Raw genomic sequence first — 25,225 nt, 5'->3', positions numbered from 1 at the left:
TGGTGACCCCGGCCCGATTCGAACGGGCGACCTTCCCCTTAGGAGGGGGACGCTCTATCCAGCTGAGCTACGGGGCCATGCAGCCGCCAAGTTTACAGGCAAGCCCCCTGCCCTCCAAGCATTCATCTTCCCCCTCCCCCACTCCCAGCCCGCTGGCGCGCCGCACCATGGGCATCCGGGCGGCTCTGCTACCATCGGCGGTTCAGTCCGCTGCATCCCCCACCTGCCCGCGGCGGCGCCTACAACGTAACGAAATACAGGAGTCTGCATGTCTTCCGAGCTGCTCAAATCCCTTGGCCTGGACGCGATCAACGCCGGCACCTACCTGGGCAACGGGGAATGGTCCAAGGCCAATGGTGGTGAGCTGATCACCCCGGTGAACCCGACCACCGGCGAGGCCATCGCGCAGGTGCGCGCCACCACCGAATCCGAGTACGAAATCGTCATCGCCCGTGCGCAGGAAGCCTTCAAGGTCTGGCGCACCACCCCGGCCCCGCGCCGTGGCGAGGCCGTGCGCCTGTGCGGCGAAGCGCTGCGCAAGCACAAGGACGCCCTGGGTTCGCTGGTTGCGCTGGAAATGGGCAAGAGCAAGCCCGAAGGCGATGGCGAAGTGCAGGAGATGATCGACATCGCCGATTTCGCCGTGGGCCAGAGCCGCATGCTGTACGGCTACACCATGCATTCCGAGCGCCCCGGCCACCGCATGTACGAGCAGTACCACCCGCTGGGCCTGGTCGGCATCATCTCGGCCTTCAACTTCCCGGTGGCGGTGTGGAGCTGGAATGCCTTCCTGGCCGCCATCTGCGGCGATATCTGCATCTGGAAGCCGTCCAACAAGACCCCGCTGACCGCCATCGCCTCCATGCGCATCTGCAACGAAGCGCTGCGCGAAGCCGGTTTCCCGGACATCTTCTTCCTGGTCAACGACGCTGGCACCGCCCTGTCCGAAACCCTGGTGGACGACCGCCGCGTGCCGCTGATCAGCTTCACCGGCTCCACCCAGGTCGGCCGCACCGTGAATGAAAAGGTGGCCCGCCGCCTTGGCCGCTGCCTGCTGGAACTGGGCGGCAACAACGCCATCATCCTGGACGAAACCGCCGATCTGAAGCTGGCCGTGCCGGGCATCGTGTTCGGTGCGGTCGGTACCGCCGGCCAGCGCTGCACCACCACCCGCCGCCTGATCGTGCACCGCTCGATCTACGCCGATGTGCTGGCCACGCTGGTGAAGGCCTACAAGCAGGTGGAAGGCAAGATCGGTGACCCGACCGATGCGGCCAACTTGATGGGCCCGCTGAACAGCGAAGGCGCCGTGCAGCAGTTCCTGGATGCCATTGCCCAGGCCAAGGCTGCCGGCGGCACCATCGAAACCGGTGGCACCCGCATCGACCGCGCCGGCAACTTCGTGCTGCCGGCCATCGTGTCGGGCCTGAAGAACAGCGACGCGGTGGTGCAGCACGAGACCTTCGCGCCCATCCTGTATGTCATGCCGTACGACAGCATCGATGAAGCCATCGACATGCAGAACGGTGTGCCGCAGGGCCTGTCGTCCTCCATCTTCACCCAGAACCTGAAGACCGCCGAGAAGTTCCTGTCGGCTGCCGGCAGCGACTGCGGCATCGCCAACATCAACATCGGCACGTCCGGTGCGGAAATCGGCGGCGCCTTCGGTGGCGAGAAGGACACCGGCGGTGGTCGCGAATCCGGTTCGGATGCGTGGAAGGTCTACATGCGCCGCCAGACCAACACCATCAACTACTCGGACTCGCTGCCGCTGGCCCAGGGCATCAAGTTCGATCTGTGATGGCAGACGTTCCGGCCACGGCTGTGGGTCAGCGCCCCTGCGGGGATCTGACCCCTGCCCAGGGTCGGCCCCCCGCAGGGGCTCCGACCCTCGACTTCACCGGCCGCCGGGTGCTGATTGCCGGCGGCAGCAAGGGCATCGGCCGTGAACTGGCGCTGGCGTTTGCCCGCGCCGGTGCACAGGTGGCGGTCTGCGCGCGTGGCCAGGCCGGCCTGGACGCGCTGCAGGCCGACGCGCACGCCCAAGGCACGCCGCTGCATACCGCGTCGGTCGACCTGGCCGACCTGGCGCAGATCGACGCCTGGCTGCACACCGCCGCCGACGCACTGGGCGGCATCGACGTGCTGGTGAACAACGCCACCGGCTACGGCATGGCCGACGATGAAGACGGCTGGGCCGCCAGCCTGCAGATCGACCTGATGGCGGCGGTGCGTGCGTCGCGGCTGGCACAGCCGTGGCTGCGTGCCTCCGACGATGCTTGCATCCTGAACCTGTCTTCCATTGCCGCACAGCAGCCGCGCCCGGCTGGCGCACCGTATGCGGCAGCCAAGGCCGCGCTTTCGCACTACACCACCTCGCAGGCCCTGGCGCTGGCACCGCACCGCATCCGCGTCAATGCCATCGCCCCGGGCTCGATCGAGTTCGCCGACGGCCTGTGGGATCGCCGCCGCGTGGACGATCCGGCGCTGTACCACGGCACCCTGGCGAAGATACCGTTCGGCCGCTTCGGCCACCCGCAGGAGATCGCCAACGCCGCGCTGTTCCTGTGCTCACCGCTGGCGCGCTGGATCACCGGCCACGTCCTCAATGTCGATGGCGGCCAGGTACTGATGGGCTGACCCGGGCCGGCCCGCCCGCAATGCGCTAGGGTGGGGCCTCCACCACGCGCAACGGACTGCCATGGCACCCCCGCCCATCCCCCTTCCCCCACGCAGCGAACTGGCCGTCGCCAGCATGACGGCGACCATCCTGGGCGTGTTCCCCCTGCCCTTCCTCGGCAGCCTGGTCGGCCTGGTGCTCGGCGTGCTGGCGCTGATCCAGCGGTACCGTCGCGGCTATGCCCTGCGGAAGGACAACCTGGTCCTGCCCAGCCTGCTCCTCAGCACGGTCGTGCCCCTGCTGTATGCGTGGGTGCTTTGGCAGGTGCTCGCATTTCTGCGCAACCTGCTGATGACGCTGGTCTGTGCGGCCATGCTGTACTCCTCCAACTGCCCCTACCTGTAGCGCCCGTTCAACGCGCCACCCCGCCGCGCCCTTGGGCTTGGCCGCCCGCAGGCACTATCATGTGCGCACTGCCAAGGAGGACCCCGATGAGCGTGGCACCCCGACAGACCAGCACCGTGGCCGTGTTCAGCCTGGTGCTGGGCATTGCAGGCTGGACGGTGCTGCCGTTCGTGGCCAGCATCCTGGCCATCATTACCGGGCACATGGCCCGCGCCGAAATCCGCCGCCGCCCCACCGACCTGGAAGGCGATGGCCTGGCCCTGACTGGGCTGATCCTGGGGTGGGTGAACGTGGGCATGGTGCTGCTGGGCTTCCTCGCCCTGGTCATGTTCTTCGGCGGCGTGGCCTGGCTGGTCGCGATGGCGAACTGACGGCCATGAACACTTCCGACAGCACCGAACGCTTCAGCAGCCGGGTGGCCGACTACGTGCGGTACCGGCCCGACTATCCTGCCGCGCTGATCGATTGGCTGCATGGCCCGATGGCCGTGCCCAGCGCGGCCCAGGTGGCCGACATCGGCGCCGGCACCGGCATTTCCAGCCGTCAGTTCCTGGCCGCGGGCCACCCGCTGGTGGCGGTGGAACCCAATGCCGCCATGCGCGCCGCCGCGCAGCAGTGGCTGGCGCCGCAGTATCCGCAGTTCCGCGCCGTCGATGGCCGCGCCGAAGCCACTGGCCTGGCCGACGCCAGCGTGGATCTGGTGTCGGCCGCACAGGCGTTCCATTGGTTCGATACCGTGGCCGTGCGCGCCGAGTGGCAGCGCATCCTGCGCCCCGGCGGCCTGGCCCTGGTGTACTGGAACTCGCGCCTGCTCGACGCCAGCCCGTTCCTGGTCGGCTACGAGCAGCTGCTGCTGGACTTCGGCACCGACTACACCGCCGTGGCCGAGCGCTACCAGGACGATGCCACCATGCAGGCCTGGTTCGGCCCTGGCCTGCGCGGCTGGGTGCAGCTGCCCAACGTGCAGCACCTGGACCTGGACGCCCTGCGCGGTCGGCTGCTGTCGTCCTCGTATGCGCCGCAGGCCGGGCACCCGCGCCACGACGCCATGCTGGCCGCCCTGCAGGACCTGTTCGCCGCCCACGCGGTGGACGGCCAGGTCGCCTTTGAATATCAAACCCGAGCCTTCCTCGGCACGCTGGACTGAAACCACCGCATGTATTCGCTTGCCCGCCCCTTCCTGTTCTCGCTCGACGCCGAGCGCGCCCACGGCCTCGGCCTGTCCGCCCTGGACCTGGCCTACCGCACCGGCACCACGCCGCTGCTGGCCGCACGCATCGCGCCGATGCCCAGCACGGTGTTCGGGCTGACCTTCCCCAACCCGGTCGGCCTGGCCGCCGGTCTGGACAAGAATGGCGAGCACATCGATGCGCTGTTCGCGCTCGGTTTTGGCTTCGTGGAAATCGGCACCATCACCCCGCGCCCGCAGGACGGCAATCCCAAGCCGCGCCTGTTCCGCCTGCCGGCCCACCAGGCCATCATCAACCGCATGGGCTTCAACAATGCGGGCGTGGATGCGCTGGTGCGCAACGTGGAGCGCGCGCGTGACCGCCGCGGCCTGCTGGGCATCAACATCGGCAAGAACAAGGACACCCCCAACGAACAGGCGGCCGACGATTACATCGCCTGCCTGGACAAGGTGTACGCGCTGGCCGACTACATCACGGTGAACATCTCTTCGCCCAACACCGCCGGGTTGCGCGAGCTGCAGGAAGAGACCGCGCTGCGCCAGCTGGTGGCACAGCTGCGCGACCGCCAGGAAACGCTGGCCGCGCAGCATGGCCGTCGCGTGCCGATGCTGGTGAAGGTGGCGCCGGACCTGAGCGAGCGCGATATCGATGCTGCCGCCCGTGTGCTGGGCGAACTGCAGGTGGACGGTGTTATCGCCACCAACACCACCATCGACCGCAGCCGCGTGGCGGGCGATCCGCTGGCCAGCGAGGCCGGTGGCCTGTCCGGTGCGCCGGTGCTGGACCAGTCCACCCTGGTGCTGCGCCGCCTGCGCGCGCGCCTGCCCGAATCCATTCCGCTGGTCGGCGTGGGCGGCATCCTCTCCGGCGCCGATGCGGTGGCCAAGATGGCCGCCGGCGCCTCGCTGGTGCAGTGCTACAGCGGTCTGATCTACAAGGGCCCGGCGCTGGTGGCCGACTGCGTGGAGGCGATCCGTCGCCGCCGCGAGGCGCCCAGCCGTGGCGCGGTGGCGCCGCTGTGAGTACCGCCCCCTTGCGCTGGACCCTGACCGAAAACGCGCCGCTGCAGGCGCTGAACACCTTCCACGTGCGCGCCAACGCGGCGCAGCTGCTGGAACTGCATGACCCGGCCCTGCTGCCCGACGTGCTGGCCCTGCCCAGCGTTGCCACCGGCGCGCTGCTGGTGCTGGGCAGTGGCAGCAACGTGCTGATTGCCGATGATCTGCCCGGCACCGTACTGGTGTTCGGCAACCGCGATATCAGCTTCCTGGAACACCGCGCCGACCACGCGGTCATCCGCGCCGGGGCCGGTGTGCCCTGGCACGGGCTGGTGATGTGGTCGCTGCAGAATGGTTTGTCCGGTCTGGAAAACCTGGCGCTGATTCCCGGCACCGCCGGTGCTGCGCCAATCCAGAACATTGGTGCCTACGGCGCGCAGGTGGGCGAATTCATCCAGACCGTCGAAGCCTGGGACTGCCAGGAGCAGGTCTGGGTGCGGCTGGACAACGAGCAGTGTGGCTTCGGCTACCGTGACAGCGTGTTCAAGCAGCAGGCCGATCGCTACCTGATCACCGCCATCGAACTGAAGCTGCCGCTGCTGCACGACCTGCGCATGGATTACGCCGGTATCCGCGAGGAACTGCAGGCGCAGGGAGTGGAACTGCCCAGCGCGGTGGACGTGGCCAACGCAGTGATCGCCATCCGCCGCCGCAAGCTGCCCGACCCCGACGTGCTGGGCAATGCCGGCAGCTTCTTCAAGAACCCGGTGCTGCCGCTGGAACAGACCGAGGTGCTGCTGCAGCACTTCCCCGAGCTTCCGGTATTCCCGGCCGAACGCGAGGACCAGCGCAAGGTGTCGGCGGCGTGGATGATCGACGCCTGCGGCTGGAAGGGCTTCCGCGAAGGCGATGCCGGCGTTGCCGCCAGCCACGCGCTGGTGCTGGTGAACCACGGCAACGCCAGCGGCGCCGACCTGCTGGCCCTGGCCCGGCGCATTTCCGCCTCGGTGCTGGAAAAGTTCGGCGTGCCAATTGAACCGGAACCGCGCCTGCTCGGCGCACAGTGGTGAACCCTGCCGTGCAGGGTCCGGCCGCCGCCCCGTTGCGGGCGGCGCTGCTGATGCTGGGCAGCACCCTGGCGTTCGGCCTGATGGCCGTGGCCATCCGTTACGCCACCCGCTACGTGCCCACCCAGGAAGTGGCGTTCTTCCGTAATGCCTTCGGCCTGCTGGCGCTGCTGCCGATGCTGCTGCGCCCGGGCCGTGCGCCGCTGAAGACCCAGCAGCTGCCGCGCTACTTCCTGCGCAGTGCCATCGGCCTGGCCTCGATGCTGTGCGCGTTCTGGGCGCTGGGCCATCTGCCGCTGGCGCAGGCGGTGTCGCTGTCCTATTCCACGCCGCTGTTCGTCACCATTGCCGCGGTGCTGTGGCTGGGCGAGATCGTGCGCGTGCGCCGTTGGGCGGCGGTGGTGATCGGCTTCATCGGCGTGCTGGTGATCGTGCGCCCCGGCACCGCCGGTTTTTCTGCAGGCAGCCTGGTGGCCGTGGCCGCCGCCCTGCTCAGCTCACTGGTGGCGATCCAGATCAAGCAGCTCACCCGCGTGGACAGTGCCGATACGGTGGTGCTGTACACCTACGTGTTCTGGGTGCCGCTGTCGCTGGTCCCGGCGCTGTTTGTGTGGGTGCCGCCCAGCGGCATGGCCTGGGTGTGGCTGGCGGCCACCGGCGTGATGGGCACCGTTGGCCAGCTGCTGTGGACCCGCGCACTACGCCTGGGCGAAGTCTCCGCACTCACCCCGATCAGTTTCCTGCAGCTGCCGCTGGTGACCGCGTGTGGCTGGCTGTTGTTTGGCGAAACCATCGACCGCTGGACCCTGATCGGCGCCGGCATCATCCTGGCCGCCAACGCCTACATCGCCCACCGCGAAGCCGTACTGGCCCGCCGCGCCCGCACGCCACAAGCACCCTTGTAGCGTCGAGCCATGCTCGACTGCCCTCGCTCCTGCCGTTCGTAGAGTCGAGCCATGCTCGACTGCCCCTGCTCTTCGTAGAGTCGAGCTTGCTCGACTGAATGTCCCAGAGCAGTCGAGCATGGCTCGACTCTACAAAACACCGCAGTCGAGCGAGCTCGACTCTACAAAACGCAGCACGCCACGCGGTACGCGCGCTCCGCCGCATCCACCACATTCCCCGGCGCAAACTGTTCCCCCAGAAAATGCAGCGCCTGCCGCCGCTGCTGCACCGCGCGTTGCTGCGCTTCGGCACCCAGCAGCATCTGCTGGAACTCCATCAGATCCTGCAACACGCGCACGTGCCGGTACCAGGCAATCCATCGCGCATCGCCCAGGTCTTCGCCATAGCCTTCGACGAAACCCGGCGGGCGCTCACGACCCCAGCGCCCGCCCACCGCCCCGCCCACGAACATCAGGTCGCGCTCGCGCGGGGCCAGTGCCAGCCCATCCCAGTCGATCAGATGCAGCCCGCCTGCGGTATCCATCAGCAGGTTGCCGGCATGCAGATCGGTATGGCAGACCCGCAGCTCTACAACCTGGTCCTGCAGGCCCTGCTGCAGTTCCTCGGCGCGTGCATGCAGCTGCGCGATACGCCCGTGCTGCTGCTGCCACACCGCACGGAAGGCCTCACCCCAGCGGTCGCTGGCGGTCGGAAGCGCACCGGGCTGCTGCAGCCACTGCCCCACCGTCAGCAGCGCTTCGCTATCGAATGCCGCCTGCGGCAGCGCGCGCGCCAGCGCCTCGGGCAGGCGCGCCTCGTGCAGACGCCGCAACACGTGGCCCAACTGCTGCCACTGCGTCGTACTCAGCGGTGCCTCGAAACCCGATTGCCCTTCTATGTAGGGAAACAGCGTGAACTGCAGGCCCCAGCGTTGTGCCGACGCGGCACCGGCCAGGGTCGGCCACGGCGCCACGATCTCCTCGATGCCCAGCGTGCCGCGCAACCAATGCAGGCTGTCCCACACCGCCGGATTTACCTGGTAGCGGCGGCATTTGAGCCACCACTGTCCGTTGCGCGCATCAATGCGGTACACCGCCGCGTGGGCATCGGCGCCCACCGCGCGCGACACCACCGCCGTGGGCGTGATGCCATAGGACTGCTGCAGGACTTCCCCGATCTGCGGCGCCGTTGCAAGTGACATGAAAACCAGAGTGCGTGGAGGGCACGCCCACTATCGCAGACACGCTTTACAGCGCGCAGGCAAACCGGTCACACCTTCGGCCAGCTGCGACAAAACAGCGCAGCGCTATGTCACTTCGCGTAGTGCCCCAGGAACATCGCCACCGCCGATTCGGCCACCCGAGCGCGTTCGGCCGGCGCCAGCGGCGGCTGCCCCAACGTCACCTGCGGCCAGAACGCAAAACCCTTCACCAAGCCCTGCAACTGCTGGTCGGCAAATTCCGGATCGACCTCGCGCAGGCGGCCATCGGCCACCGCCGCGCGGATCCACGCACTTACCCCGCCCTCTTTTTCGCCCATGCGGCAGACGATGGCCTGCGCACGTTCGGGCGAATGGATGATTTCAGCCATCGCCACCCGTGCCAGATCAATGAAGTTGGGATCGCCCAGCAGCTCCAGCTTCTTCGCCAGCAACTGCAGCAACTGTGCCTGCAACGGGGCATCGGCCTGGTACGGCACGTCCACGCTGGCCACGCTGCTTTGCCACAGCTCTTCCAGGATCAGCGCGAACAGCTCTTCCTTGCTGGGGAAATGGTTGTAGACCGTGCGCTTGGAAACGCCGGCCGCCGCCGCGATGCGGTCCATGCTGGTGGCCTCGTAGCCGGCCGCGCGGAACTCTTCCACCGCCGCGCGCACGATGGCTTCGCGTTTGCGGTCGGTCAGGCGTTGCGGGGCGCGGGACATGGCGTTACCAGGATTCTGAACGGATGCCGACATTTTACACCGGCCAGTGTACTTTCCCGAAATCGGAAACTACACTGTGCAGTGTACCCAGCGGACGTCCCCGATGAAGCGCCTGCTCCTTGTCCTCCTGCTTGGAACCCTTGCCGTGACCGCCTATACGTTCTGCAAATCCTGGTCCCTGCCCGACTTCCCCGACTCGCCCCAGTACCGCGACGGCAAGTTCCGCAATGTCCTGCCGAAGCCGGCCATGGGCCTGCGCGATGGCCTGGAGATCTGGTGGACCTTCCTGTTCAACAAGCCCAAGGGCACCGTGCCCACGCAGCCCATTCCGGTGCAGCCGCTGGACCGCGCAACGTTGGACGCCGCGCCCGACCGCAGCCTGTTCCGCCTGGGTCATTCCACCCTGCTGCTGAAGCTGCGCGGCCAGTACTGGCTGACCGATCCGGTGTTCTCCGAACGCGCCTCGCCGGTGCAGTGGATGGGCCCGGCCCGCTTCCACGCACCGCCGATCAGCATCGACGAACTGCCGCCCGTCGCCGGCGTCATCCTGTCGCACAACCACTACGACCACCTGGACCATGCCGCCGTGCTGGCGCTGGCCGGCAAGACCACGCGTTTCATCGCGCCGCTGGGCGTGGGCGACCAGTTGATTGCCTGGGGCATCGATGCCAACAAGGTCGAACAACTGGATTGGTGGCAGAGCACCATCGCGGGCGGCCTGCGCCTGACCGCCACGCCGGGCCAGCACTTTTCCGGTCGCGGCCTGGGCGACAGCGATCGCAGCCTATGGGCGTCGTGGGTCATCCAGGATGAAGACTTCCGCATTTTCTTCAGCGGCGATACCGGCTACTTCGATGGCTTCAAGGCCATTGGAGAAAAGTACGGCCCGTTCGATCTGACCATGATCGAGACCGGCGCCTACGACGAGCGCTGGGCCTTCGTGCACATGCAGCCCGAACAGACCCTGCAGGCGCACCTGGACCTGCGCGGCAAGTGGCTGCTGCCGATCCACAACGGCACCTTCGACCTGGCCCTGCACGACTGGCAGCAACCGTTCGAACGCATCACCGCCCTGGCCGCCGCCCACAATGTGCCGGTCGCCACCCCGATCATGGGCGAAGCCCTGGACATGCAGGCCCCCACGCCCGGCACCCGCTGGTGGGAATCCCCCCGATAACCCCACCCCGGTAGGTGCCAACCTTGGTTGGCACGCTTGGCCCTGGTAGGTGCCAACCTTGGTTGGCACGCTTCGTCGAGCAAGCTCGACGCTACCAAAGCACAAACCGCTCGCTTTCCGGTAGGTGCCAACCTTGGTTGGCACGCCTGCATCAGAACCCCGGCAACCCCGGCGGGTTGGTCTGCGACTGCGGCACGGCTTCCTCCGCCAGGTTCCAGCGCTGCAGTGCCTGCGCATAGGTGCCGCTTTCAATCTGCGTGTTCAACGCCTGGGTAATCGCATCGGCCAGCCCGCTGCCCTTGCGCGTGGTCGCGGAAATCGCCGCCGAATCCGGCCAGCCGCCGGGGAACAGACCCACCCGGCGCACCTTGCCATCGCGCGCCGAGTAGGCGCCGGTCGCGTTCGGTTCAAACGACACGTCCGCACGCCCGGTAATCACCGCCAACCGCCCCACCACCGCATCGTCGAAGTACTGGTATTCCACCGGCTTCAGGCCCGCAGCAATGTTCTGCTGGTCCCAATGCCGCAGGATCTGGTCCTGGTTGGTGCTGGCCCCCACCACCACTTTCAGCCCCGCCACATCGGCAGGCTTCTCGATCTTCTGGATCGGGCCGTCGGTGCGCGTGTAGATGCCCAGCAGGTCGAACCGATAGCTGGAAAAATCGAACTTCTTCTTGCGCTCTTCAGTCACGGTCACGTTCGACAGCACCGCATCGTACTTGCCCGATTCCAGCCCCAGCGGCCAGTCGGCCCACGCTACCGGCACCAGCACCAGCTTCAGGCCCAGGCCGTCGGCAATCAGCTGCGCGATGTCCGGCTCCACGCCAACCACCCGCTTGCTGTCGGCACCATAGTCGGCCAACGGCAACTGCGCCGGGTGGGTAGCCACGGTCAGCACGCCGGGGGTCACGAAACGGTAGCCGGGCGGCAGCAGTGCCTGTGCCTTCGGATCAGGCGTGCCACGCAGCACCGGTGCGTCGGCACCGGCCAAGGTAACGCTGGCAGGCGCCACGGGCGCCGGTGCCTGCCGCACGCGCGAATAGACAATGCCGGCAATGCCGATCACCAGCACACCCACAACCAGCAGCGTGCTGCGCGAAGGACGACGGTGTGATGCAGGGCTCATAGGGTCGCTCGAAAGAGTTACAGGGTCTTGGCCAGGAAATCGGCGGTGCGTTGCTGGCGCGGGCGCTCGAACAGCGCCTCGGGCGTGCCCTGCTCGATCACCCGGCCCTGGTCCATCATCACCACGTGGTCGGCCACGCGGCGGGCGAAGGCCAGTTCATGGGTCACGATCACCAGGGTCGTGCCCGAGCGCGCCAGTTCCTCGATCACGCTCAGCACTTCCGATACGAGCTCGGGGTCCAGTGCCGAGGTTGGTTCATCGAACAGCAGCACCTTCGGCTGCAGCGCCAGCGCGCGCGCAATCGCAATGCGCTGCTGCTGCCCGCCGGACAACTGCCGTGGGAACGCATCGGCCTTGTCGGCCAGGCCCACCCGCTGCAGCAAGGCACGCGCCTGCTGCTCGGCCTGCACGCGCGGCACGCCGCGCACCGCAATCGGCGCTTCCATGATGTTTTCCAGCGCGGTCAGGTGCGGGAACAGGTTGAAGCCCTGGAACACCATGCCGACCTCGGCGCGGCGGCGACGGATCTCACGCTCGGGCAGTTCGTACAGCGTGTCGCCGTCGCGGCGGTAGCCGATCAGCTGCCCGGCCACGCTCACGTAACCGCTGTCGGCGCGTTCCAGATGGTTGATCAGCCGCAACAGCGTGGATTTCCCCGCGCCGGAAGGACCGACCAGCACCGTCACGCTGCCCGCGCGCAGGTCCAGGCTCACATCGTCCAGCACCGCCTGCTCGTCGAATACCTTGCCGACGCCGTGCAGCGTGACGGCCGCGCCCTGCCCGGCTTCCACCGGCACCGCCACCCGTGGGCGCTCACTATCGCCCGGCGCGGCAGCGCGCGCACGCGGCACCGAAGACACCCGCGATATGCTGCGCTCACGCTGCAGCTGGCCACGCGCAAATCGCTGCTCGACCCGCCGCTGCAGCAGCGACAGCACGGTCAGGATCACCAGGTACCAGACCGTGGCCACCATCAGCAGCGGCACCACTTCCAGGTTGCGGCGGTAGATCACCTGCACGGTGTAGAACAGTTCGGGCAGCGCCAGCACGTAGACCACCGACGTGCTCTTGGCCAGCCCGATCACATCGTTGAAGGCCGCCGGCAGGATCGAGCGCATCGCCTGCGGCAGGATGATGCGGCGCACCTGGCGCCCCCGCGGCAGGCCCAGTGCCGCGGCCGCTTCATACTGGCCATGGTCCACTGACAGAATGCCGCCACGGATCACCTCGGCTGAAAATGCCGCCTGGTTCAACGTCAGCCCCAGCACCGCCGCAGTGAACACGCCGATCAGCTGCGTGGTCGGGTACGAGAACAGGCTGATGCCGGTGAACGGCACCCCCAGTTCAATGGTGCTGTACAGGTAGCCCAGGTTGTTCAGCAGCAGCAACAGCACCAGCAGCGGAATCGAGCGGAACAGCCACACATAGCCCCACGACACCGCCGACAGCAGCGGCGAACCGGACACGCGCGCCAGCGCCAACAACGTGCCCAGCGCAAAGCCCAGGCCCGTGCCCAGCGCGGTCAGCAGCAGGGTGCGGCCCAGCCCTTCCAGCACCGGCTTGGCGAAGAACCACTCGGCAAACGTGCCCCAACCCCAACGCGGATTGCCCAACACCGATTGCAGGCCGATCAGGATCAACGCCAACGCCAGCAACGTGCCTACCATCTGCAGCGGGTGGCGTGCCGGCACGATGTTCAACGCCGGTGCAGCGGCGGGGCGCGTGGCCAGCCCATCCAGCGCGGTGGATGGCGTGCTCATGCATGCACCTCCTGGCGTGCGGCAGCCGCTGCGCCTGCATTCGGCTGCGGCGCGCGCAGCCACTTCTCGAACGGCAGATGGGCGATGGTCTCTGGATCGGCGTGCAGGTCGAACAGCGCCGTGTAGCCGTGGCTCAAGTACAGGCCCACGGCCTCGGGCTGGCGGAAGCCGGTGGTCAGGAATACGCGCCGATAGCCCTGGCGTGCGGCCTGATCTTCCAGTTCCTGCAGCACCCGTCGCGCGATGCCCTGGCGGCGCAGGCCGGGCAGCGTCCAGATGCGCTTGAACTCAGCGGTGTCGGCATCGCGGTGCGGCATGAAGGCACCACCGGAAATGGCCACGCCATCGCGCAGCAGCAGCACGAACGCGCCCACCGGCGCGGCAAACGCCTGCGCGGGGTAGCGCTGCAGTTCCTCGCGGGCGCTGCCGCCAATGCGCCGCCGCACATCGGCGTAGCGGCTGTCGTACTCCTGTTCCAACCCATCGAACAGCGGCCGCGCCAACGGATCGTCCACGCCCGTGTACAGGAAGCGCTCGTTCTCGAACACCGTGCTCATGCCGCCTCCTCCACCAGATAGTGTTCAGCCAGCCGCGCCCACAGGCTGGCGGCTGGCGCAATGGCTGCATCGTTGAAGACGTAGCGCGGGCTGTGCAGCGAGGCGCTGTCACCGTTGCCGACAAAGACGAAGCTGCCCGGGCGCGCCTGCAGCAGGAAGGCAAAATCCTCGCTGGCCGTGCGCGGTGCGAAGTCGGCCACCACCTGCTCGCGGCCAAACGCCTGCAGCGCAACGTCACGAACGAGCGCGGTCTGCTCGGCGTGGTTGATCACGCTGGGGAAGCCGCGTGGGAAGGAAATCTCCGCGCGCGCGCCGAATGCCGAAGCGGTCTGCTCGGCAATCTCGATCACCCGCCGCCGCAGGGTGTCGCGCACCTCCGGCAGGTAGGCGCGCACGGTCAGGGTCAGTTCCACCGCATCGGGAATCACATTGGCTGCCTGCCCACCATGGATCGAACCCACGGTCACCACGCCCATCTGCCGCGGGTCGACATTGCGCGACACCACGCTCTGCAGCGCGGTCACGATATGCGCTGCGGCCAGGATGGGGTCCACGCTGCCCTGCGGCTCGGCGCCGTGGCCGCCCTTGCCGATCACCTTCAGCCGCGCCCAATCCACCGAAGCCATCGCCGGGCCATCCACGAAGCCGAAATGCCCCACCGGCACGCCGGGCCAGTTGTGCAGCCCGTAAATCGCATCCACCGGGAAGCGCTCGAACAGGCCGTCGTCGATCATCTTCGAGGCCCCCGAACCGGTTTCTTCGGCCGGCTGGAACACCAGGTGCAGGGTGCCGCTGAAGCGCCCATGATGGGCAAGGTAATGCGCCGCCGACAGCAGGATGGCGGTATGGCCATCGTGGCCGCAGGCATGCATCAGTCCTTCGTTCTGGCTGGCGTAGGCCAGCCCGGATTCCTCAGCGATCGGCAAGGCGTCCATGTCGGCGCGCAGGCCCAGGCGGCGCGTACCGTTGCCACGCTGCAGCGTACCGACCACGCCGGTGCCGCCCACGCCGGTGGTCACCGCATAGCCCCAATCCTGCAGCAGCTCCGCCACGCGGGCGCTGGTGCGGTGTTCCTCGAACGCCAGTTCCGGGTGGCGGTGCAGGTCGTGGCGTATCGCGATGGCCTCGGCAGCACGCGCCGCGATCTCCGGCAGCACGCCGGTCGGTGCGGAAATCCGCCGGGCGTGGCCCGGCGCTACCGAAATATCTCCGCTCATCGCCCTACCCCACCTTCCGCGCCGGCACGGCGTCGCCGGCATGCCGGCTGGCCTTGTACGGCAGCCCCAGGTTGTCACGCAGGGTCTGGCCCTGCAGCTCACCCTGGTGATAGCCGCGCTCCTGCAGGATCGGCAGCACCAGGTTCACGAAGTCATCCAGTCCCTCGCGCTGCGCGGCAAAGCCCAGGATGAAACCATCACTGGCACCGGCGTCGAACCAGCGGATCAGTTCGTCGGCCACCTGCTCGGGCGTACCGATGAAGTTCGGCCGCGGACTGACCGCCTGCAGCGCCACCTGGCGCAGGGTCAGTCCCTGCGCGCGGGCATCCTGTTTGATGCGATCGGTGGTGGAGCGGAACGAATTGCTGCCCACCTCGCCCAGCTCCGGGAACGGCGCATCCGGGTCGTACTGGCTGAAATCGTGGTGGTCGAAGAACCGCCCCAGGTAGGCCAGCGCGTCGTCCAGTCCCGCCAGTGCGGCAATGGCCTGGTACTTGGCTTCGGCCTCTTCGGCGGTGTGGCCCACGATCGGGCCGATGCCGGGGAAGATCTTCACGTCGGCTGCGCTGCGGCCATGGGCAATGGCCGAATTCTTCACCTTCTGGGTGAACGCGCGCGTCTCTTCCAGCGACGGCGAGTGGGTGAACACCGCATCGGCATACTTGCCGGCCAGTGCAATGCCATCGTCGGAAGAGCCGGCCTGGAAGATCACCGGCTGGCCCTGCGGCGAGCGCTGGATGTTCAGCGGCCCCTCCACCTGGAAGAAGCGCCCCTTGTGGTCCAGGCGGCGGAACTTCTCCGGTGCGAAGAACACGCCACTGTCGCGCTCACGCACGAAGGCATCGTCATCCCACGAATCCCACAGGCCCTGCACCACGTCCAGGTACTCATCAGCAATCTGGTAGCGCAGCGCATGTTCCGGGTGCGGGCGGCCGTAGTTGCGGCCCGACCCTTCCAGCGGCGAGGTCACCACGTTCCAGCCGGCGCGGCCGCCACTGAGCAGATCCAGCGAAGCGAACTGGCGCGCCACCGTGAACGGATCGCTGTAGGACGTGGACAACGTCCCGGCCAGCCCAATCTTCTTCGTCGCCGTGGCGAGTGCGGACAGCAGCGAGATCGGCTCGAAGCGGTTGAGGAAGTGCGGAATGGATTTTTCGTTGATGTACAGGCCATCGGCCACGAAGCCGAAGGCGATGCCGTTGTCTTCGGCGGTACGTGCAATGTCGATGTAGAACTGCAGGTTCACGCTGGCATCGGCCGGGTTGGATGCGTGCTTCCACGCATGCATGTGGCTGCCAGGGCCCTGCAGCATGATGCCGAACGGAATGGGACGCGGGGTCGTGCTCATGGGGAATCTCCTGCAGGTCAGGCCACCGCCGCGCGCGGTGCGGGCGACAGCAGTTCAAGGGAGGTCAGGCGCGCATCCAGATCGGCCACCGGCGCATCCAGGATGAATTCGCCCACGCCGAAGCGACGGTGCAGCGCGTCCAGTTCGCCGCGCACATGCGTGGCATCACCGGACAGCACGCTGGGCCGGGTTTCCTCGATACGGAACTCCGTCACGCCCACCTGGCGTGCATACTCGGCCGCCGCTTCCGGGCTGGGCAGGTTTACCGTCTGCCCCGGCACCAGGTGCAGCTTGTACACGCGCAGCGCGCCGATATGCCGTGCCGCCGCTTCGGCGGTGGGCGCCGCGAAGGCCACGGTGGCCAGCAAGGGCGGCTGCGTGGACAGCGCGCGGTACGCCTCGAAGGCCGCTTCAATGTGCCGCGGGTCGCCGTCGAAGTGCGCCGCGTACACGAATCGCCAACCCAGTTCGGCGGCCTGGCGTGCACTGTGCGGGCTTGCCCCCAGCAGGAAGCGCTCGGGCGCGGCCTGCGGTACCGGCCGTGCCTGCGCGTCGTCGCGCGTGCCGGCCAGATAGCCCTCCAGATCACGCACCTGCTGGTCGAAATCGGCAAAGGCCGGTCGCCCCGCCGCCAGCGCCGCGGTCGAGGCAGGCAGACCGCCCGGGGCCTTGCCCACGCCCAGATCCACGCGACCCGGTGCCAGCGCCGCCAGCAGGTTGAAGTTCTCGGCCACCTTGTACGGCGCGTAATGGCGCAGCATCACCCCGCCGCTGCCAATGCGGATCCGCCGCGTCTGCGCCAGCACCCAGGCCGCCAACACTTCCGGTGCCGGGCTGGCCAGCGTGGGCGCGGCGTGGTGTTCGGCAAACCAGTACCGGTGGTAGCCCAACTGCTCGGCGCGCTGCGCCAGCTGCAGGCTGTTGCGCAGCGCCTGCTCCGGCGTTGCACCCTCGGCCACCGGGCTCTTGTCCAATACGCTTATCTGGTAGCTCATGCGCGGGTCCTCGCTCAGGGGTGGGCCACGGGAATGCCCAACAGGTCATTCAGCGCCGCCAGAATCGGCTCGGCGCCCGACACCACCTGGCGGTCCTGGTGCGCGCCACTGGCGTGTTCGCTGTGCACGCCCTGCGGCAGCACCAGCTTGGGCAGCGACTGGTCCTGCTCGCCAATCTCGGCAATCACTTCATGGCGCGGCCGGGCGAAACCAATCCGGCGCACGTCCAGCTGGTCATCCAGACCGTCAATGCTGGACAGCGCGCCTTCCAGCAGCAGGCTGTGCCGGCAGAAGAAACGCTGGCCGGGCAACTGGCCATCCTCGAACTGGCGATCCAGCAGGAACAGGATGGGCTTGGGGGATGCGTCTACCGCCACAGTGAAGTCCTCATCAGGTGCGGCGTGATCCTGCCGCGTCACCTTCGATGCTAGAGAGGCCGAACGCCGCCACTGCGCCAGTGCGCGACAATCGGCGGTCGGATCCGGCCATGCAGATGCGTGTTGGCCATAAGCACAGTGCTGCGCGTCATGGCCGCCTCACGCGATGCGGCGCAACGCCACCGGCACTGCCACGCCCTGCGCCGCCAGGTGCCCGCCGGCCCGCTCCGCGGCCAGGGCAATGCGCGCCTGCAGCGCCGCGCTGTTGATCAGCTCGCCATCGAAATCGGCCGGTGTGGCATACACCCCGATCGGCAGCGTGTGCGCCTGCAGGAAACTGAACAACGGCCGCAGCTGGTGATCGATCACCAACGCGTGGCGCTCACTGCCGCCAGTGGCGGCCAGCAGCACCGGCGTATCCACCAGCGCTTCCAGGCCGATGAAATCCACCAGGTGCTTGAACAGCCCCGGGTACGAACCGCGATAGACCGGCGCCGCCACCACCAGCAAGTCAGCCGCTTCGATGGTCTGCAGCGCCTGCTCCACCGCAGGCTCGGCCTCATCGCGCGACAGCGCCTGGCCCAGAGAACGCGCAATCGGTGCCAGCTCCACCCATTCCACGCGCGCCTGCACCCGCTGCTGCAGCGCATCCAGCAGATGCCGCACCAGCAGCGACGTGCGCGATGTCGCCGACCCCGTCGGCGATCCCACCAATGCCACCACCTTCACCACAGAAGACATAGAAACCCCCGCTTTACCCGCTCTTGTAGAGTCGAGCCATGCTCGACTGCCTTTGCCCATCACCTCAGAACCGATAGCCCACCCGCCCGTACCACACCGCGCCCACCGTGCTCAGCACATCCCCGGTATCCCAGGTGGTTTCGATGCTGGCCACATCGGTGGCACTGCGCGCGTACTCGGGCACCTTGCGGGTGCGCTTGTCGAACACGTTGTTCACCCCCAACGCAGCACTCCAGCCCGCGCCCAGCTCAACCGCACCGGAAATGTTGGTCACCAGCACCGGCGGTTGCGTATACGCAACGCCGTTGTTCAGGCGCTTGATCGGCCCGTAATAGGTGAAGTCCAGGTTCGAGCGCCAGCGCCCGTTCTGCCAGCCCAGCCCCGCCACCTGGGTGTACTGCGGGGTGCGGTAGCGCAGCGCGTACTCGCTGGAACGGTAAGCAGGTTGATGTTGGGCAGGCCCTGCAGCGCCGCCGGAATCGCACTCACCTTCTGGATGGTGGTGCGGCCTACGTTGGCCGCATAGGTCCAGCGCAGCTTGCCCCACGCCGTGTCCTGGTTTGCTTCCAGGGTCAGCTCCACGCCACGCGTGCGGGTGTCGCCCACATTGGTGAAGTAGCTGGCGTAGAACGCATCGCCGGGCAGAATGCTGATGCCGGCCGTGCCCAGCAGCGCGTCGATGGTGTTCTTCTGCGCGGCGGTCAGCACGGTGCCACTGTTGTCGGTGATGCGCGCCGGGTCCTGCGCGTTGTAGCCAATCTGGCTGGACTGCCCCAGCTGCCCGCGGATATCGATCTGGTAGGCATCCACCGCCAGATGGAAGCCTGGGCTCGGGTCCCAGGTCACGCCCAGGCTGTAATTGGTGGCCTTCTCCGGCTTCAGCGGCGTCGCGCCCAGGGCAACAGCGGCCGGCGAGCCCACCTGCGCCACCAGCGTGGTGCCGCACGGGCAGCTACCGGTGGCCTGGTAGAACTGCGCCCCCAGGCTGGGCGCATGGAAGCCATTGCTGACCGTGGCACGCACGCCCAGCGCATCGGTGAAATCAAAGCGCGTGGTCAAGCGCCCGGTGGAGACCGTGCCGAAATCAGAGTGGTCTTCCCAACGCGCCGCCGCATCCAGGTACCAGCGCGAGGTGATGTTGGTCGCCGCACCGGCATACACCGCCTTGCTGTTGCGCGTGGCCTTCACCGCATCGGCGGTGGAATAGCCCACGAACGCCGCCGCACCGAAGCCGGTATAGGACTCCCACTGCCCGGCGCCACGTTCGTACTGCTCATGCTGGTACTCGGCACCGGCACTCACTTCCAGCGGCGACGCGAAGGCCGCCACCTCGAAGCCACGGCGCAGGTCCAGGTTGGCAATGCCCTGCTGGTAGTCCAGCTTGCCGTCATAGAAATCAGTGGGCGAGCCGGGGTATGGCAGCGAGTAGTTCACCGAATTGCGCGTATAGGTGCGCACCGTGTTGCGGTTGCCGGTCAGGCTGGCGTCGTAGTCCCAACCCGCCAGCTGGCCTTTTACCCCGGCCGTGCCGGTGTACTGCTTCTCCTTGGTTTCCAGCACCGGCAGGAAGCCATCAGGAAACACGCTCAGCACGCCCGGCGCCTTGTACGTCGTGAAGATCGTGGCCGGCAGACGGAAGTTCTGGATCGCCTGCGCCGTGCGGTCGCTGGCCGTGGCATTGGCATAGAACTGCGCGCTTTCGCCCAGACCATGGCCCACGTTCAGCGCAAAGGCATTCAGCGCGTAGGACGGCGAGCTGAGGATGGTGTTGGCCTCGGCATCGCGCGTGGCCTCGGCCGGATTCGGTGAAGCACCGGCGGGCAGGCGGTTGTTCGGGCGCAGTGCCACCAGGTTGCCGTTGGCATCCACTGCCGGGTAGCTCAGGTAGCCATCGATATAGCGCCGGGTGCGGATGGCATGGTGCTGGCGCGTGGTTTCGCCAGACAGATTGATGAAGCCATCCTGGCCCCAGGGCAGGCCCACATTGGCGCGCACGCTGGTGCGGGTGCCATCACCGTCGAAACTCTGCCCGCTTTCCACTGAAAAATCGCCGCCATGGGCCTGCGATTTCAGGATCACGTTGATCACACCGGTAATGGCGTCCGAACCGTAGATCGCCGACGCGCCATCGCGCAGCACCTCCACATGGTCGATGGCCGAAACGGGAATGAGCGCCAGATCGGCCCAGGCGTGGCCGGGGTAACCTCCGCCGTTGGCACCGCTCACGTACGCGCTGGCATTGCGGCGTTTGCCGTTCACCAGCACCAGCGTGTAGCCCGGCGACAGATTGCGCAGCTGGTAGCCGCGAATCAGGCTTTCCTGGTCGCTCTGGTAGCCACCAATCTGGCTGAGCGACGGCAGGCTGCGCTGCAGTGCTTCCAACAGATTGGCCTGGCCGGTGGAGGCCAGATCTTCGGCCGAGATCACATCGATGGGCGTGGAACTGTTCTTCACCGTGCGCGTACTGGTGCGCGAACCGGTCACCACCACTGCATCCAGCGTGGACGCGGCCAGGTTGGCCGAGGTGGCGCTGGCCGCGCTGGCCGGTGCATCGGCATCGGCATCGGCGGCGTGGGCAGGTGCAGCGGCCAGCGTGGCCGCGATCAGAACCGCAAGGGTAGTCAGGACAGGCGTGTGGGCGGCAGGCATGGGGGCTCTTGGGGGTGGGCCGGAGACACACCTCCATTCAAGAGCCCCGGCCCGCCACGCAACAGGCGAAATCGCGTCACCCAACCGTCATATCGCGCCAGCCACATGACCGCTGGTAATCAGGTTAGTCGGCAACGGAAACGGAGGTCGCGCCCAGGGGACGGCAGGCCACGCCGGGGACGGGGCCACGGCGGGGTAGAGTCGACTGTTAGTCGACTATCGCGCGCAGCGCGGGCTTCCAGTCGTTGTCGCCAACAGCAGTCGACTAACAGTCGACTCTACCCCGTCGGTTGTTCCAGCCCTTCGGTTGTTCCCAGCCCTTCGGTTGTTCCCAGCCCGTCGATGGTCCCCACCCCGCCGGTTTCCCCAGCCGCGGCCGCGCACATGCCCAACGGGCATCACCACATGCCGGCACACCCCTGCGCGCCCCCCCGCGCCTCGCTAGCATCACCCCATGCCCAGCGAACTTGCCGCCCCTACTGTTGCCATCGTGGCCTGCCACGGCCAGGGGCTGTTCGAATTCGGTTGCGCCGTCGGCCTGTTCGCGCCCATCCGCCCGGAACTGGGCGTGGCCTGGTACCGCACCCAGGTCTGTGCCGGCGAACCCGGCGCACTGCGCATGCTCGGCAACGCGCAGGTGCACCTGCCCTACACGCTCGACGCGGCGGAAGACGCCGACATCATCGTCATTCCCGGTTGGCGCGAACCCAGCGAGCGCCCACCCCAGGCGCTGCTCGATGCGCTCATCCGCGCCCACGCACGCGGCGCACGCATCACCAGCATCTGCTCCGGCGCGTTCGTGCTGGCCTGGGCCGGCCTGCTCGATGGCCGCCAGGCCACCACGCACTGGCGGCTGACCGACACGCTCGCCCGCGAATTCCCGCGCGTGCACGTGCGCGACGATGTGCTTTACGTCGATACCGGCGACATCATCACCTCGGCCGGTTCGGCCACCGGCATGGACATGATGCTGCACATGGTGCGCAAGGATTACGGCGCGCGCGTCGCCAACCTGGTCGCCGAACGCCTGGTGCTGGCACCGTGGCGCGATGCCGAGCGCAGCCAGCGGGTCAGCCGGGCCATTCCCAATGGCGAACCCACGCGGCTGGCCAAGTTGATGGAATGGATGCGCCGCAATATCCGCGATGCGCACTCGCTGGCCAGCCTGGCCGAACAGGCCGCACTGAGCCAGCGCACCCTGCAGCGGCAGTTCCTGGAAGCCACCGGCCTGTCGCCCATCGATTGGCTGATCCGCGAGCGCGTGGCGTTTGCCCGCGAGCTGCTGGAAACCACCGACCGGCCGCTGCAATGGGTGGCCGAACAGGCCGGGTTCGGGTCGCAGGAATCGTTCCGCCGGCACTTCCGCGGGCTGGTGGATGCCAGCCCAACGGAATACCGCAGCCAGCATCGTGGGGCGGTCAGTGCAGATCGATTGGTGGGGTGCTGATCGGAGTGAAAGCCAGTGACGTGTATAGCCTGGCGATGTAGCCACAGGCAGCGTAGCCTCGCCGCTTACATGAACAGCCGGTCCAGCAAGGGCCGCCGGGTCTCTGCCATGGAGTTCACAGACCAAGAGGGTGCGTCGTGCTACGGTGTACATACCGTGTAACACATCGAGAGAACAACGTGAACGAAGCGACTTTCACTTTCCGCGTCGACGAAGCGTTGAAGGAGGCGTTCGGCAATGCGGCCAAGGCCCGCGACCGAACCAGCGCTCAGCTTCTCCGGGACTTCATGCGAGCGTTCGTGCAGGAACAGGACGCCCACGATGAGGACCTGCGTATTCGACAGCAGATCCAAGTCGGTCTGGACGCGGCCAACGCTGGACACCTTGTCTCCGCGGCCGAAGTGGAAGCCAAGTTTGCCGCACGTCGCTCTTCAACCAAGCGCAGGCTTGAAAAGTTGAAGTGAAAGAACTCTTCTGGACGCGCGAAGCAGTTGACGACCGCGAGTCGATCTATGCCTTCATAGAGACGGATAGTCCGGCGGCCGCGTTGGCATTGGACACGCAGTTTGAGCAGGCCACTCGCCGTCTTTGTACACATCCAGAATTGGGCCGAAAGGGCCGGATAGGAACAACACGCGAGTGGGTGGTGCACGCCAAGTACCTCTTGGTATACGACATCGTCGGCTCGCGAATCCGAGTGCTTCGCCTACTGCATACCGCCCGAGCTCAAGTTGTAGGCAGCTAGGCATGGAGGCAACCCTGCCCCTCAATGCGACGAAACAAACACCCCACCCTCCACCGGCGCTGGCAGCGCGAAGCTGCGCCGCATGCGTGCCACTTCGGCGGCCGGCGGTAGCCCGAACAGCCGCTTGAACTCGCGGTTGAACTGCGAGGGACTGGCATAGCCCACTGCCAGCGAAGCCGCTTCAGCGGTCATCGCCTGCCGCAGCATCAGCAGCCGCGCCTGGTGCAGCCGGGTGGACTTCACGTACTGCATGGGCGAGGTGCCGGTGATGCTGCGGAAATGCTCGTGGAAGGTCGCCACGCTCATCTCGGCTTCGGCGGCCAGTGCATCCACATCCAGCGCGCTGGCATACGCGGCGTGGATATGCCGCAGCACCTTGCCGATGCGCCCGAAGCGCCCGCGCATTGCCAACGCTTCGCGCATGGCCGCGCCCTGCGCACCGGTCAGCACGCGGAAGTACAGCTCGCGCACCAGCGATGGCCCCAGCACGTCGGCTTCCAACGGGTCGGCCAAGGCTTCCAGCAGGCGCAGCACGGTGGCCTGCAGCGCACCCTGCATCGGGCTGGCCATCATGCTCTGCGCAGGCGCTTCGCTGCTGCCCGCGCGCTCGCCCAGTTCAATCAGCAGGTCGGCGGCCAACTGCAAATCAAGGTGCAGGTAGATCGCCAGCAGCGGCGATTCGGCGGTGGCCTCGGTTTCCATGGTGAACGGCACCGGCACCGACACGGCCAGATAGTGCTGCGGGTCGTACTGGTAGACCTGCCCGCCCAGGTAGCCGCGCTTCACGCCCTGGCAGACGATCACGATGCCCGGGTCGTACAGCACCGGCGTGCGCGCCAATGGCCGGTCCGAACGCAGCAGCCGCACGCCCGGCAGCGCGGTCAGCGTGTAGCCCTCGTCCACGGCCAACGCCTGCAGCAGTTCCACCATGCGCGCCTGTGCCTGCGGCTGGGCCGGCATTTCGCGGGACATGGAGGCTCTCGTAGAAATAGGCAAGAACGGGCGAAGCTTAGGCCTGGGCGGTGCCGGGCTCAAGCACTAACGTGCAAGCTCCTTCCCACGAGCCCTCCCCATGACGGCATCCCGCCTCCTCCTCATCACCGGTGTCAGCAGCGGCTTCGGCCGGGCCCTCGCCCAGCAGGCACTGCTGGCCGGCCACCGCGTCGTCGGTACCGTGCGCTCCGCCGCCGCGTGCAGCGACTTCGAAACGCTCGCCCCGGGTCGTGCGTTCGGCCGCCTGCTGGATGTCACCGATGCACACGCCATCGACGCGCTGGTCAGGGCCATCGAAACCGGGATCGGTGCGATCGATGTGCTGGTCAACAACGCCGGCTACGGCCACGAAGGCATCCTCGAAGAATCCACGCTGGACGAACTGCGCCACCAGTTCGAGGTGAACGTGTTCGGTCCGGCCGCGCTGATCAAGGCCGTACTGCCGCACATGCGCGCGCGCCGCCGCGGCCACATCCTCAACATCACCTCCATGGGCGGTTTCATCACCATGCCCGGCATCGCGTGGTACTGCGGCAGCAAGTTCGCACTGGAAGGCATCAGCGAAGTACTGGGCAAGGAAGTGGCCGCCTTCGGCATCCATGTCACCGCGGTGGCGCCCGGTTCGTTCCGCACCGATTGGGCCGGGCGTTCCATGGTGCGTGCACCGCGCGCTATCGAAGACTACGACGCACTGTTCGACCCCATCCGCAACGCGCGCGAGGCCAAGAGCGGCCAGCAACTGGGCGATCCGGTGAAGGCCGCGCAGGCCATGCTGCAGGTGATCGACAGCCCCACCCCGCCCAGCCAACTGCTGCTGGGCACCGATGCCCTACACCTGGTGCGCAGCAAGCTGCAGGCCATGGCCCAGCGCATCGACCAGTGGGAAGCGTTGAGCCGGTCCACCGATACCCCGGTTTGAACTGAATACGAGGCATCGTTGACATGCAGGCAATTGCCTGCCTATTCTCCGCCCCATGGACGGCCCGCGCCGTGGGCCGCCCTCCT

At 67.3% G+C, this 25,225-nt stretch carries 24 protein-coding genes, 1 tRNA gene and 1 pseudogene; 13 read left to right on the top strand and 13 right to left on the bottom strand.

Going from position 1 to position 25,225, the window contains the following annotated elements; genetic code table 11:
* A tRNA-Arg gene (locus AC06FA_RS18025) sits at positions 1-77 on the bottom strand.
* 191 nt (positions 78-268) lie between these two features.
* On the opposite strand from AC06FA_RS18025, the gene amaB reads away from it, so the two are divergent.
* From amaB to AC06FA_RS17985, 8 genes are all read left to right on the top strand, one after another.
* Entirely contained in the window at positions 269-1,801 is a 1,533-nt protein-coding gene (amaB, locus tag AC06FA_RS18020; RefSeq protein WP_478069481.1) for an L-piperidine-6-carboxylate dehydrogenase, read from the top strand.
* Entirely contained in the window at positions 1,801-2,640 is an 840-nt protein-coding gene (locus AC06FA_RS18015; RefSeq protein WP_478069480.1) for an SDR family NAD(P)-dependent oxidoreductase, read from the top strand. The genes amaB and AC06FA_RS18015 overlap by 1 nt, the downstream gene beginning before the upstream one ends.
* A gap of 61 nt (positions 2,641-2,701) precedes the next feature.
* Entirely contained in the window at positions 2,702-3,025 is a 324-nt protein-coding gene (locus tag AC06FA_RS18010) for a hypothetical protein (protein ID WP_478069479.1), read from the top strand.
* 86 nt (positions 3,026-3,111) lie between these two features.
* On the top strand, positions 3,112-3,396 hold the full coding sequence (locus AC06FA_RS18005; protein ID WP_478069478.1) for a DUF4190 domain-containing protein: 285 nt from the start codon (positions 3,112-3,114) through the stop codon (positions 3,394-3,396).
* Positions 3,397-3,401: 5 nt separating this feature from the next.
* A complete protein-coding gene (locus AC06FA_RS18000) occupies positions 3,402-4,172 on the top strand; it encodes a class I SAM-dependent methyltransferase (RefSeq protein WP_478069477.1) in 771 nt (256 codons plus the stop codon).
* Between the two features lie 9 nt (positions 4,173-4,181).
* A complete protein-coding gene (locus AC06FA_RS17995; RefSeq protein WP_478069476.1) occupies positions 4,182-5,237 on the top strand; it encodes a quinone-dependent dihydroorotate dehydrogenase in 1,056 nt (351 codons plus the stop codon).
* Positions 5,234-6,283 (top strand): UDP-N-acetylmuramate dehydrogenase, encoded by a 1,050-nt coding sequence (murB, locus tag AC06FA_RS17990; RefSeq protein WP_478069475.1) that lies wholly within the window; start codon positions 5,234-5,236, stop codon positions 6,281-6,283. Before AC06FA_RS17995 ends, murB begins: the two co-directional genes overlap by 4 nt.
* 32 nt (positions 6,284-6,315) lie before the next feature.
* Positions 6,316-7,185, top strand: a complete 870-nt coding sequence (locus tag AC06FA_RS17985) for a DMT family transporter (protein WP_478069484.1) — start codon at positions 6,316-6,318, stop codon at positions 7,183-7,185.
* Between the two features lie 161 nt (positions 7,186-7,346).
* Here the strand turns inward: AC06FA_RS17985 and AC06FA_RS17980 are convergent, their stop codons facing one another.
* Positions 7,347-8,366: a phosphotransferase gene (locus tag AC06FA_RS17980; RefSeq protein WP_478069474.1), complete on the bottom strand. Its 1,020-nt coding sequence runs from the start codon at positions 8,364-8,366 to the stop codon at positions 7,347-7,349.
* Between the two features lie 110 nt (positions 8,367-8,476).
* Positions 8,477-9,088, bottom strand: a complete 612-nt coding sequence (locus AC06FA_RS17975; RefSeq protein WP_478069473.1) for a TetR/AcrR family transcriptional regulator — start codon at positions 9,086-9,088, stop codon at positions 8,477-8,479.
* A gap of 103 nt (positions 9,089-9,191) precedes the next feature.
* On the opposite strand from AC06FA_RS17975, the gene AC06FA_RS17970 reads away from it, so the two are divergent.
* Entirely contained in the window at positions 9,192-10,265 is a 1,074-nt protein-coding gene (locus AC06FA_RS17970; RefSeq protein WP_478069472.1) for an MBL fold metallo-hydrolase, read from the top strand.
* A 151-nt stretch (positions 10,266-10,416) separates the two neighbouring features.
* Here AC06FA_RS17970 and AC06FA_RS17965 read toward each other — a convergent pair whose 3' ends face one another.
* The 9 genes and pseudogenes from AC06FA_RS17965 to AC06FA_RS17925 form a co-directional block, all read right to left on the bottom strand.
* Entirely contained in the window at positions 10,417-11,391 is a 975-nt protein-coding gene (locus AC06FA_RS17965; protein ID WP_478069471.1) for an ABC transporter substrate-binding protein, read from the bottom strand.
* A 17-nt stretch (positions 11,392-11,408) separates the two neighbouring features.
* The gene (locus tag AC06FA_RS17960) at positions 11,409-13,151 is read right to left on the bottom strand and encodes an amino acid ABC transporter permease/ATP-binding protein (protein WP_478069470.1); all 1,743 of its coding nucleotides are present in this window, start codon (positions 13,149-13,151) and stop codon (positions 11,409-11,411) included.
* On the bottom strand, positions 13,148-13,699 hold the full coding sequence (locus AC06FA_RS17955; protein ID WP_478069483.1) for a GNAT family N-acetyltransferase: 552 nt from the start codon (positions 13,697-13,699) through the stop codon (positions 13,148-13,150). Before AC06FA_RS17955 ends, AC06FA_RS17960 begins: the two co-directional genes overlap by 4 nt.
* 5 nt (positions 13,700-13,704) lie before the next feature.
* Positions 13,705-14,925 (bottom strand): M20 aminoacylase family protein, encoded by a 1,221-nt coding sequence (locus tag AC06FA_RS17950; RefSeq protein WP_478069469.1) that lies wholly within the window; start codon positions 14,923-14,925, stop codon positions 13,705-13,707.
* Positions 14,926-14,929: 4 nt separating this feature from the next.
* Complete coding sequence (locus AC06FA_RS17945) at positions 14,930-16,273, bottom strand: LLM class flavin-dependent oxidoreductase (protein WP_478069468.1); 1,344 nt, start codon at positions 16,271-16,273, stop codon at positions 14,930-14,932.
* A gap of 17 nt (positions 16,274-16,290) precedes the next feature.
* On the bottom strand, positions 16,291-17,268 hold the full coding sequence (locus AC06FA_RS17940) for an MsnO8 family LLM class oxidoreductase (RefSeq protein ID WP_478069467.1): 978 nt from the start codon (positions 17,266-17,268) through the stop codon (positions 16,291-16,293).
* 14 nt (positions 17,269-17,282) lie between these two features.
* Entirely contained in the window at positions 17,283-17,645 is a 363-nt protein-coding gene (locus tag AC06FA_RS17935) for a DUF3088 family protein (RefSeq protein ID WP_478069466.1), read from the bottom strand.
* A gap of 159 nt (positions 17,646-17,804) precedes the next feature.
* Positions 17,805-18,386 carry an FMN reductase gene (gene msuE / locus AC06FA_RS17930; protein WP_478069465.1) on the bottom strand — a complete coding sequence of 194 codons (582 nt, stop codon included), beginning with the start codon at positions 18,384-18,386 and terminating at the stop codon, positions 17,805-17,807.
* Positions 18,387-18,450: 64 nt separating this feature from the next.
* Positions 18,451-21,035 (bottom strand): annotated as a pseudogene (locus AC06FA_RS17925) (TonB-dependent receptor plug domain-containing protein).
* A gap of 454 nt (positions 21,036-21,489) precedes the next feature.
* On the opposite strand from AC06FA_RS17925, the gene AC06FA_RS17920 reads away from it, so the two are divergent.
* The 3 genes from AC06FA_RS17920 (at position 21,490) to AC06FA_RS17910 (ending at position 23,227) form a co-directional block, all read left to right on the top strand.
* On the top strand, positions 21,490-22,482 hold the full coding sequence (locus AC06FA_RS17920) for a helix-turn-helix domain-containing protein (RefSeq protein ID WP_478069464.1): 993 nt from the start codon (positions 21,490-21,492) through the stop codon (positions 22,480-22,482).
* Positions 22,483-22,661: 179 nt separating this feature from the next.
* Entirely contained in the window at positions 22,662-22,946 is a 285-nt protein-coding gene (locus AC06FA_RS17915) for a CopG family ribbon-helix-helix protein (protein WP_478069463.1), read from the top strand.
* On the top strand, positions 22,943-23,227 hold the full coding sequence (locus tag AC06FA_RS17910) for a type II toxin-antitoxin system RelE/ParE family toxin (RefSeq protein ID WP_478069462.1): 285 nt from the start codon (positions 22,943-22,945) through the stop codon (positions 23,225-23,227). The genes AC06FA_RS17915 and AC06FA_RS17910 overlap by 4 nt, the downstream gene beginning before the upstream one ends.
* A 21-nt stretch (positions 23,228-23,248) precedes the next feature.
* On the opposite strand, the gene AC06FA_RS17905 is transcribed toward AC06FA_RS17910, so the two are convergent.
* The gene (locus AC06FA_RS17905; RefSeq protein WP_478069461.1) at positions 23,249-24,199 is read right to left on the bottom strand and encodes an AraC family transcriptional regulator; all 951 of its coding nucleotides are present in this window, start codon (positions 24,197-24,199) and stop codon (positions 23,249-23,251) included.
* A gap of 100 nt (positions 24,200-24,299) precedes the next feature.
* Here AC06FA_RS17905 and AC06FA_RS17900 point away from each other — a divergent pair, with 100 nt between their 5' ends.
* Positions 24,300-25,139, top strand: a complete 840-nt coding sequence (locus AC06FA_RS17900; RefSeq protein ID WP_478069460.1) for an oxidoreductase — start codon at positions 24,300-24,302, stop codon at positions 25,137-25,139.
* Positions 25,140-25,225: the final 86 nt, after the last annotated feature.

The sequence above is a fragment of the Stenotrophomonas sp. Steno-C17 genome, assembly GCF_056393165.1.
The sequence above is the reverse complement of the archived record's forward strand: the minus strand, read 5'-3'. Positions and strand labels throughout refer to the sequence as shown.

Bases quoted from the DNA above. Each gene is read 5' to 3' on its own strand.
- AC06FA_RS17980 (WP_478069474.1), bottom strand. From the start codon at position 8,366: ATGTCACTTGCAACGGCGCCGCAGATCGGGGAAGTCCTGCAGCAGTCC.
- AC06FA_RS17970 (WP_478069472.1), top strand. From the start codon at position 9,192: ATGAAGCGCCTGCTCCTTGTCCTCCTGCTTGGAACCCTTGCCGTGACC.
- AC06FA_RS17965 (WP_478069471.1), bottom strand. From the start codon at position 11,391: ATGAGCCCTGCATCACACCGTCGTCCTTCGCGCAGCACGCTGCTGGTT.
- AC06FA_RS18015 (WP_478069480.1), top strand. From the start codon at position 1,801: ATGGCAGACGTTCCGGCCACGGCTGTGGGTCAGCGCCCCTGCGGGGAT.
- AC06FA_RS18010 (WP_478069479.1), top strand. From the start codon at position 2,702: ATGGCACCCCCGCCCATCCCCCTTCCCCCACGCAGCGAACTGGCCGTC.
- AC06FA_RS17940 (WP_478069467.1), bottom strand. From the start codon at position 17,268: ATGAGCTACCAGATAAGCGTATTGGACAAGAGCCCGGTGGCCGAGGGT.
- AC06FA_RS17900 (WP_478069460.1), top strand. From the start codon at position 24,300: ATGACGGCATCCCGCCTCCTCCTCATCACCGGTGTCAGCAGCGGCTTC.
- AC06FA_RS17960 (WP_478069470.1), bottom strand. From the start codon at position 13,151: ATGAGCACGCCATCCACCGCGCTGGATGGGCTGGCCACGCGCCCCGCC.
- msuE (WP_478069465.1), bottom strand. From the start codon at position 18,386: ATGTCTTCTGTGGTGAAGGTGGTGGCATTGGTGGGATCGCCGACGGGG.
- AC06FA_RS18005 (WP_478069478.1), top strand. From the start codon at position 3,112: ATGAGCGTGGCACCCCGACAGACCAGCACCGTGGCCGTGTTCAGCCTG.
- AC06FA_RS18000 (WP_478069477.1), top strand. From the start codon at position 3,402: ATGAACACTTCCGACAGCACCGAACGCTTCAGCAGCCGGGTGGCCGAC.
- amaB (WP_478069481.1), top strand. From the start codon at position 269: ATGTCTTCCGAGCTGCTCAAATCCCTTGGCCTGGACGCGATCAACGCC.
- AC06FA_RS17905 (WP_478069461.1), bottom strand. From the start codon at position 24,199: ATGTCCCGCGAAATGCCGGCCCAGCCGCAGGCACAGGCGCGCATGGTG.
- AC06FA_RS17920 (WP_478069464.1), top strand. From the start codon at position 21,490: ATGCCCAGCGAACTTGCCGCCCCTACTGTTGCCATCGTGGCCTGCCAC.
- AC06FA_RS17950 (WP_478069469.1), bottom strand. From the start codon at position 14,925: ATGAGCGGAGATATTTCGGTAGCGCCGGGCCACGCCCGGCGGATTTCC.
- AC06FA_RS17945 (WP_478069468.1), bottom strand. From the start codon at position 16,273: ATGAGCACGACCCCGCGTCCCATTCCGTTCGGCATCATGCTGCAGGGC.
- AC06FA_RS17995 (WP_478069476.1), top strand. From the start codon at position 4,182: ATGTATTCGCTTGCCCGCCCCTTCCTGTTCTCGCTCGACGCCGAGCGC.
- AC06FA_RS17975 (WP_478069473.1), bottom strand. From the start codon at position 9,088: ATGTCCCGCGCCCCGCAACGCCTGACCGACCGCAAACGCGAAGCCATC.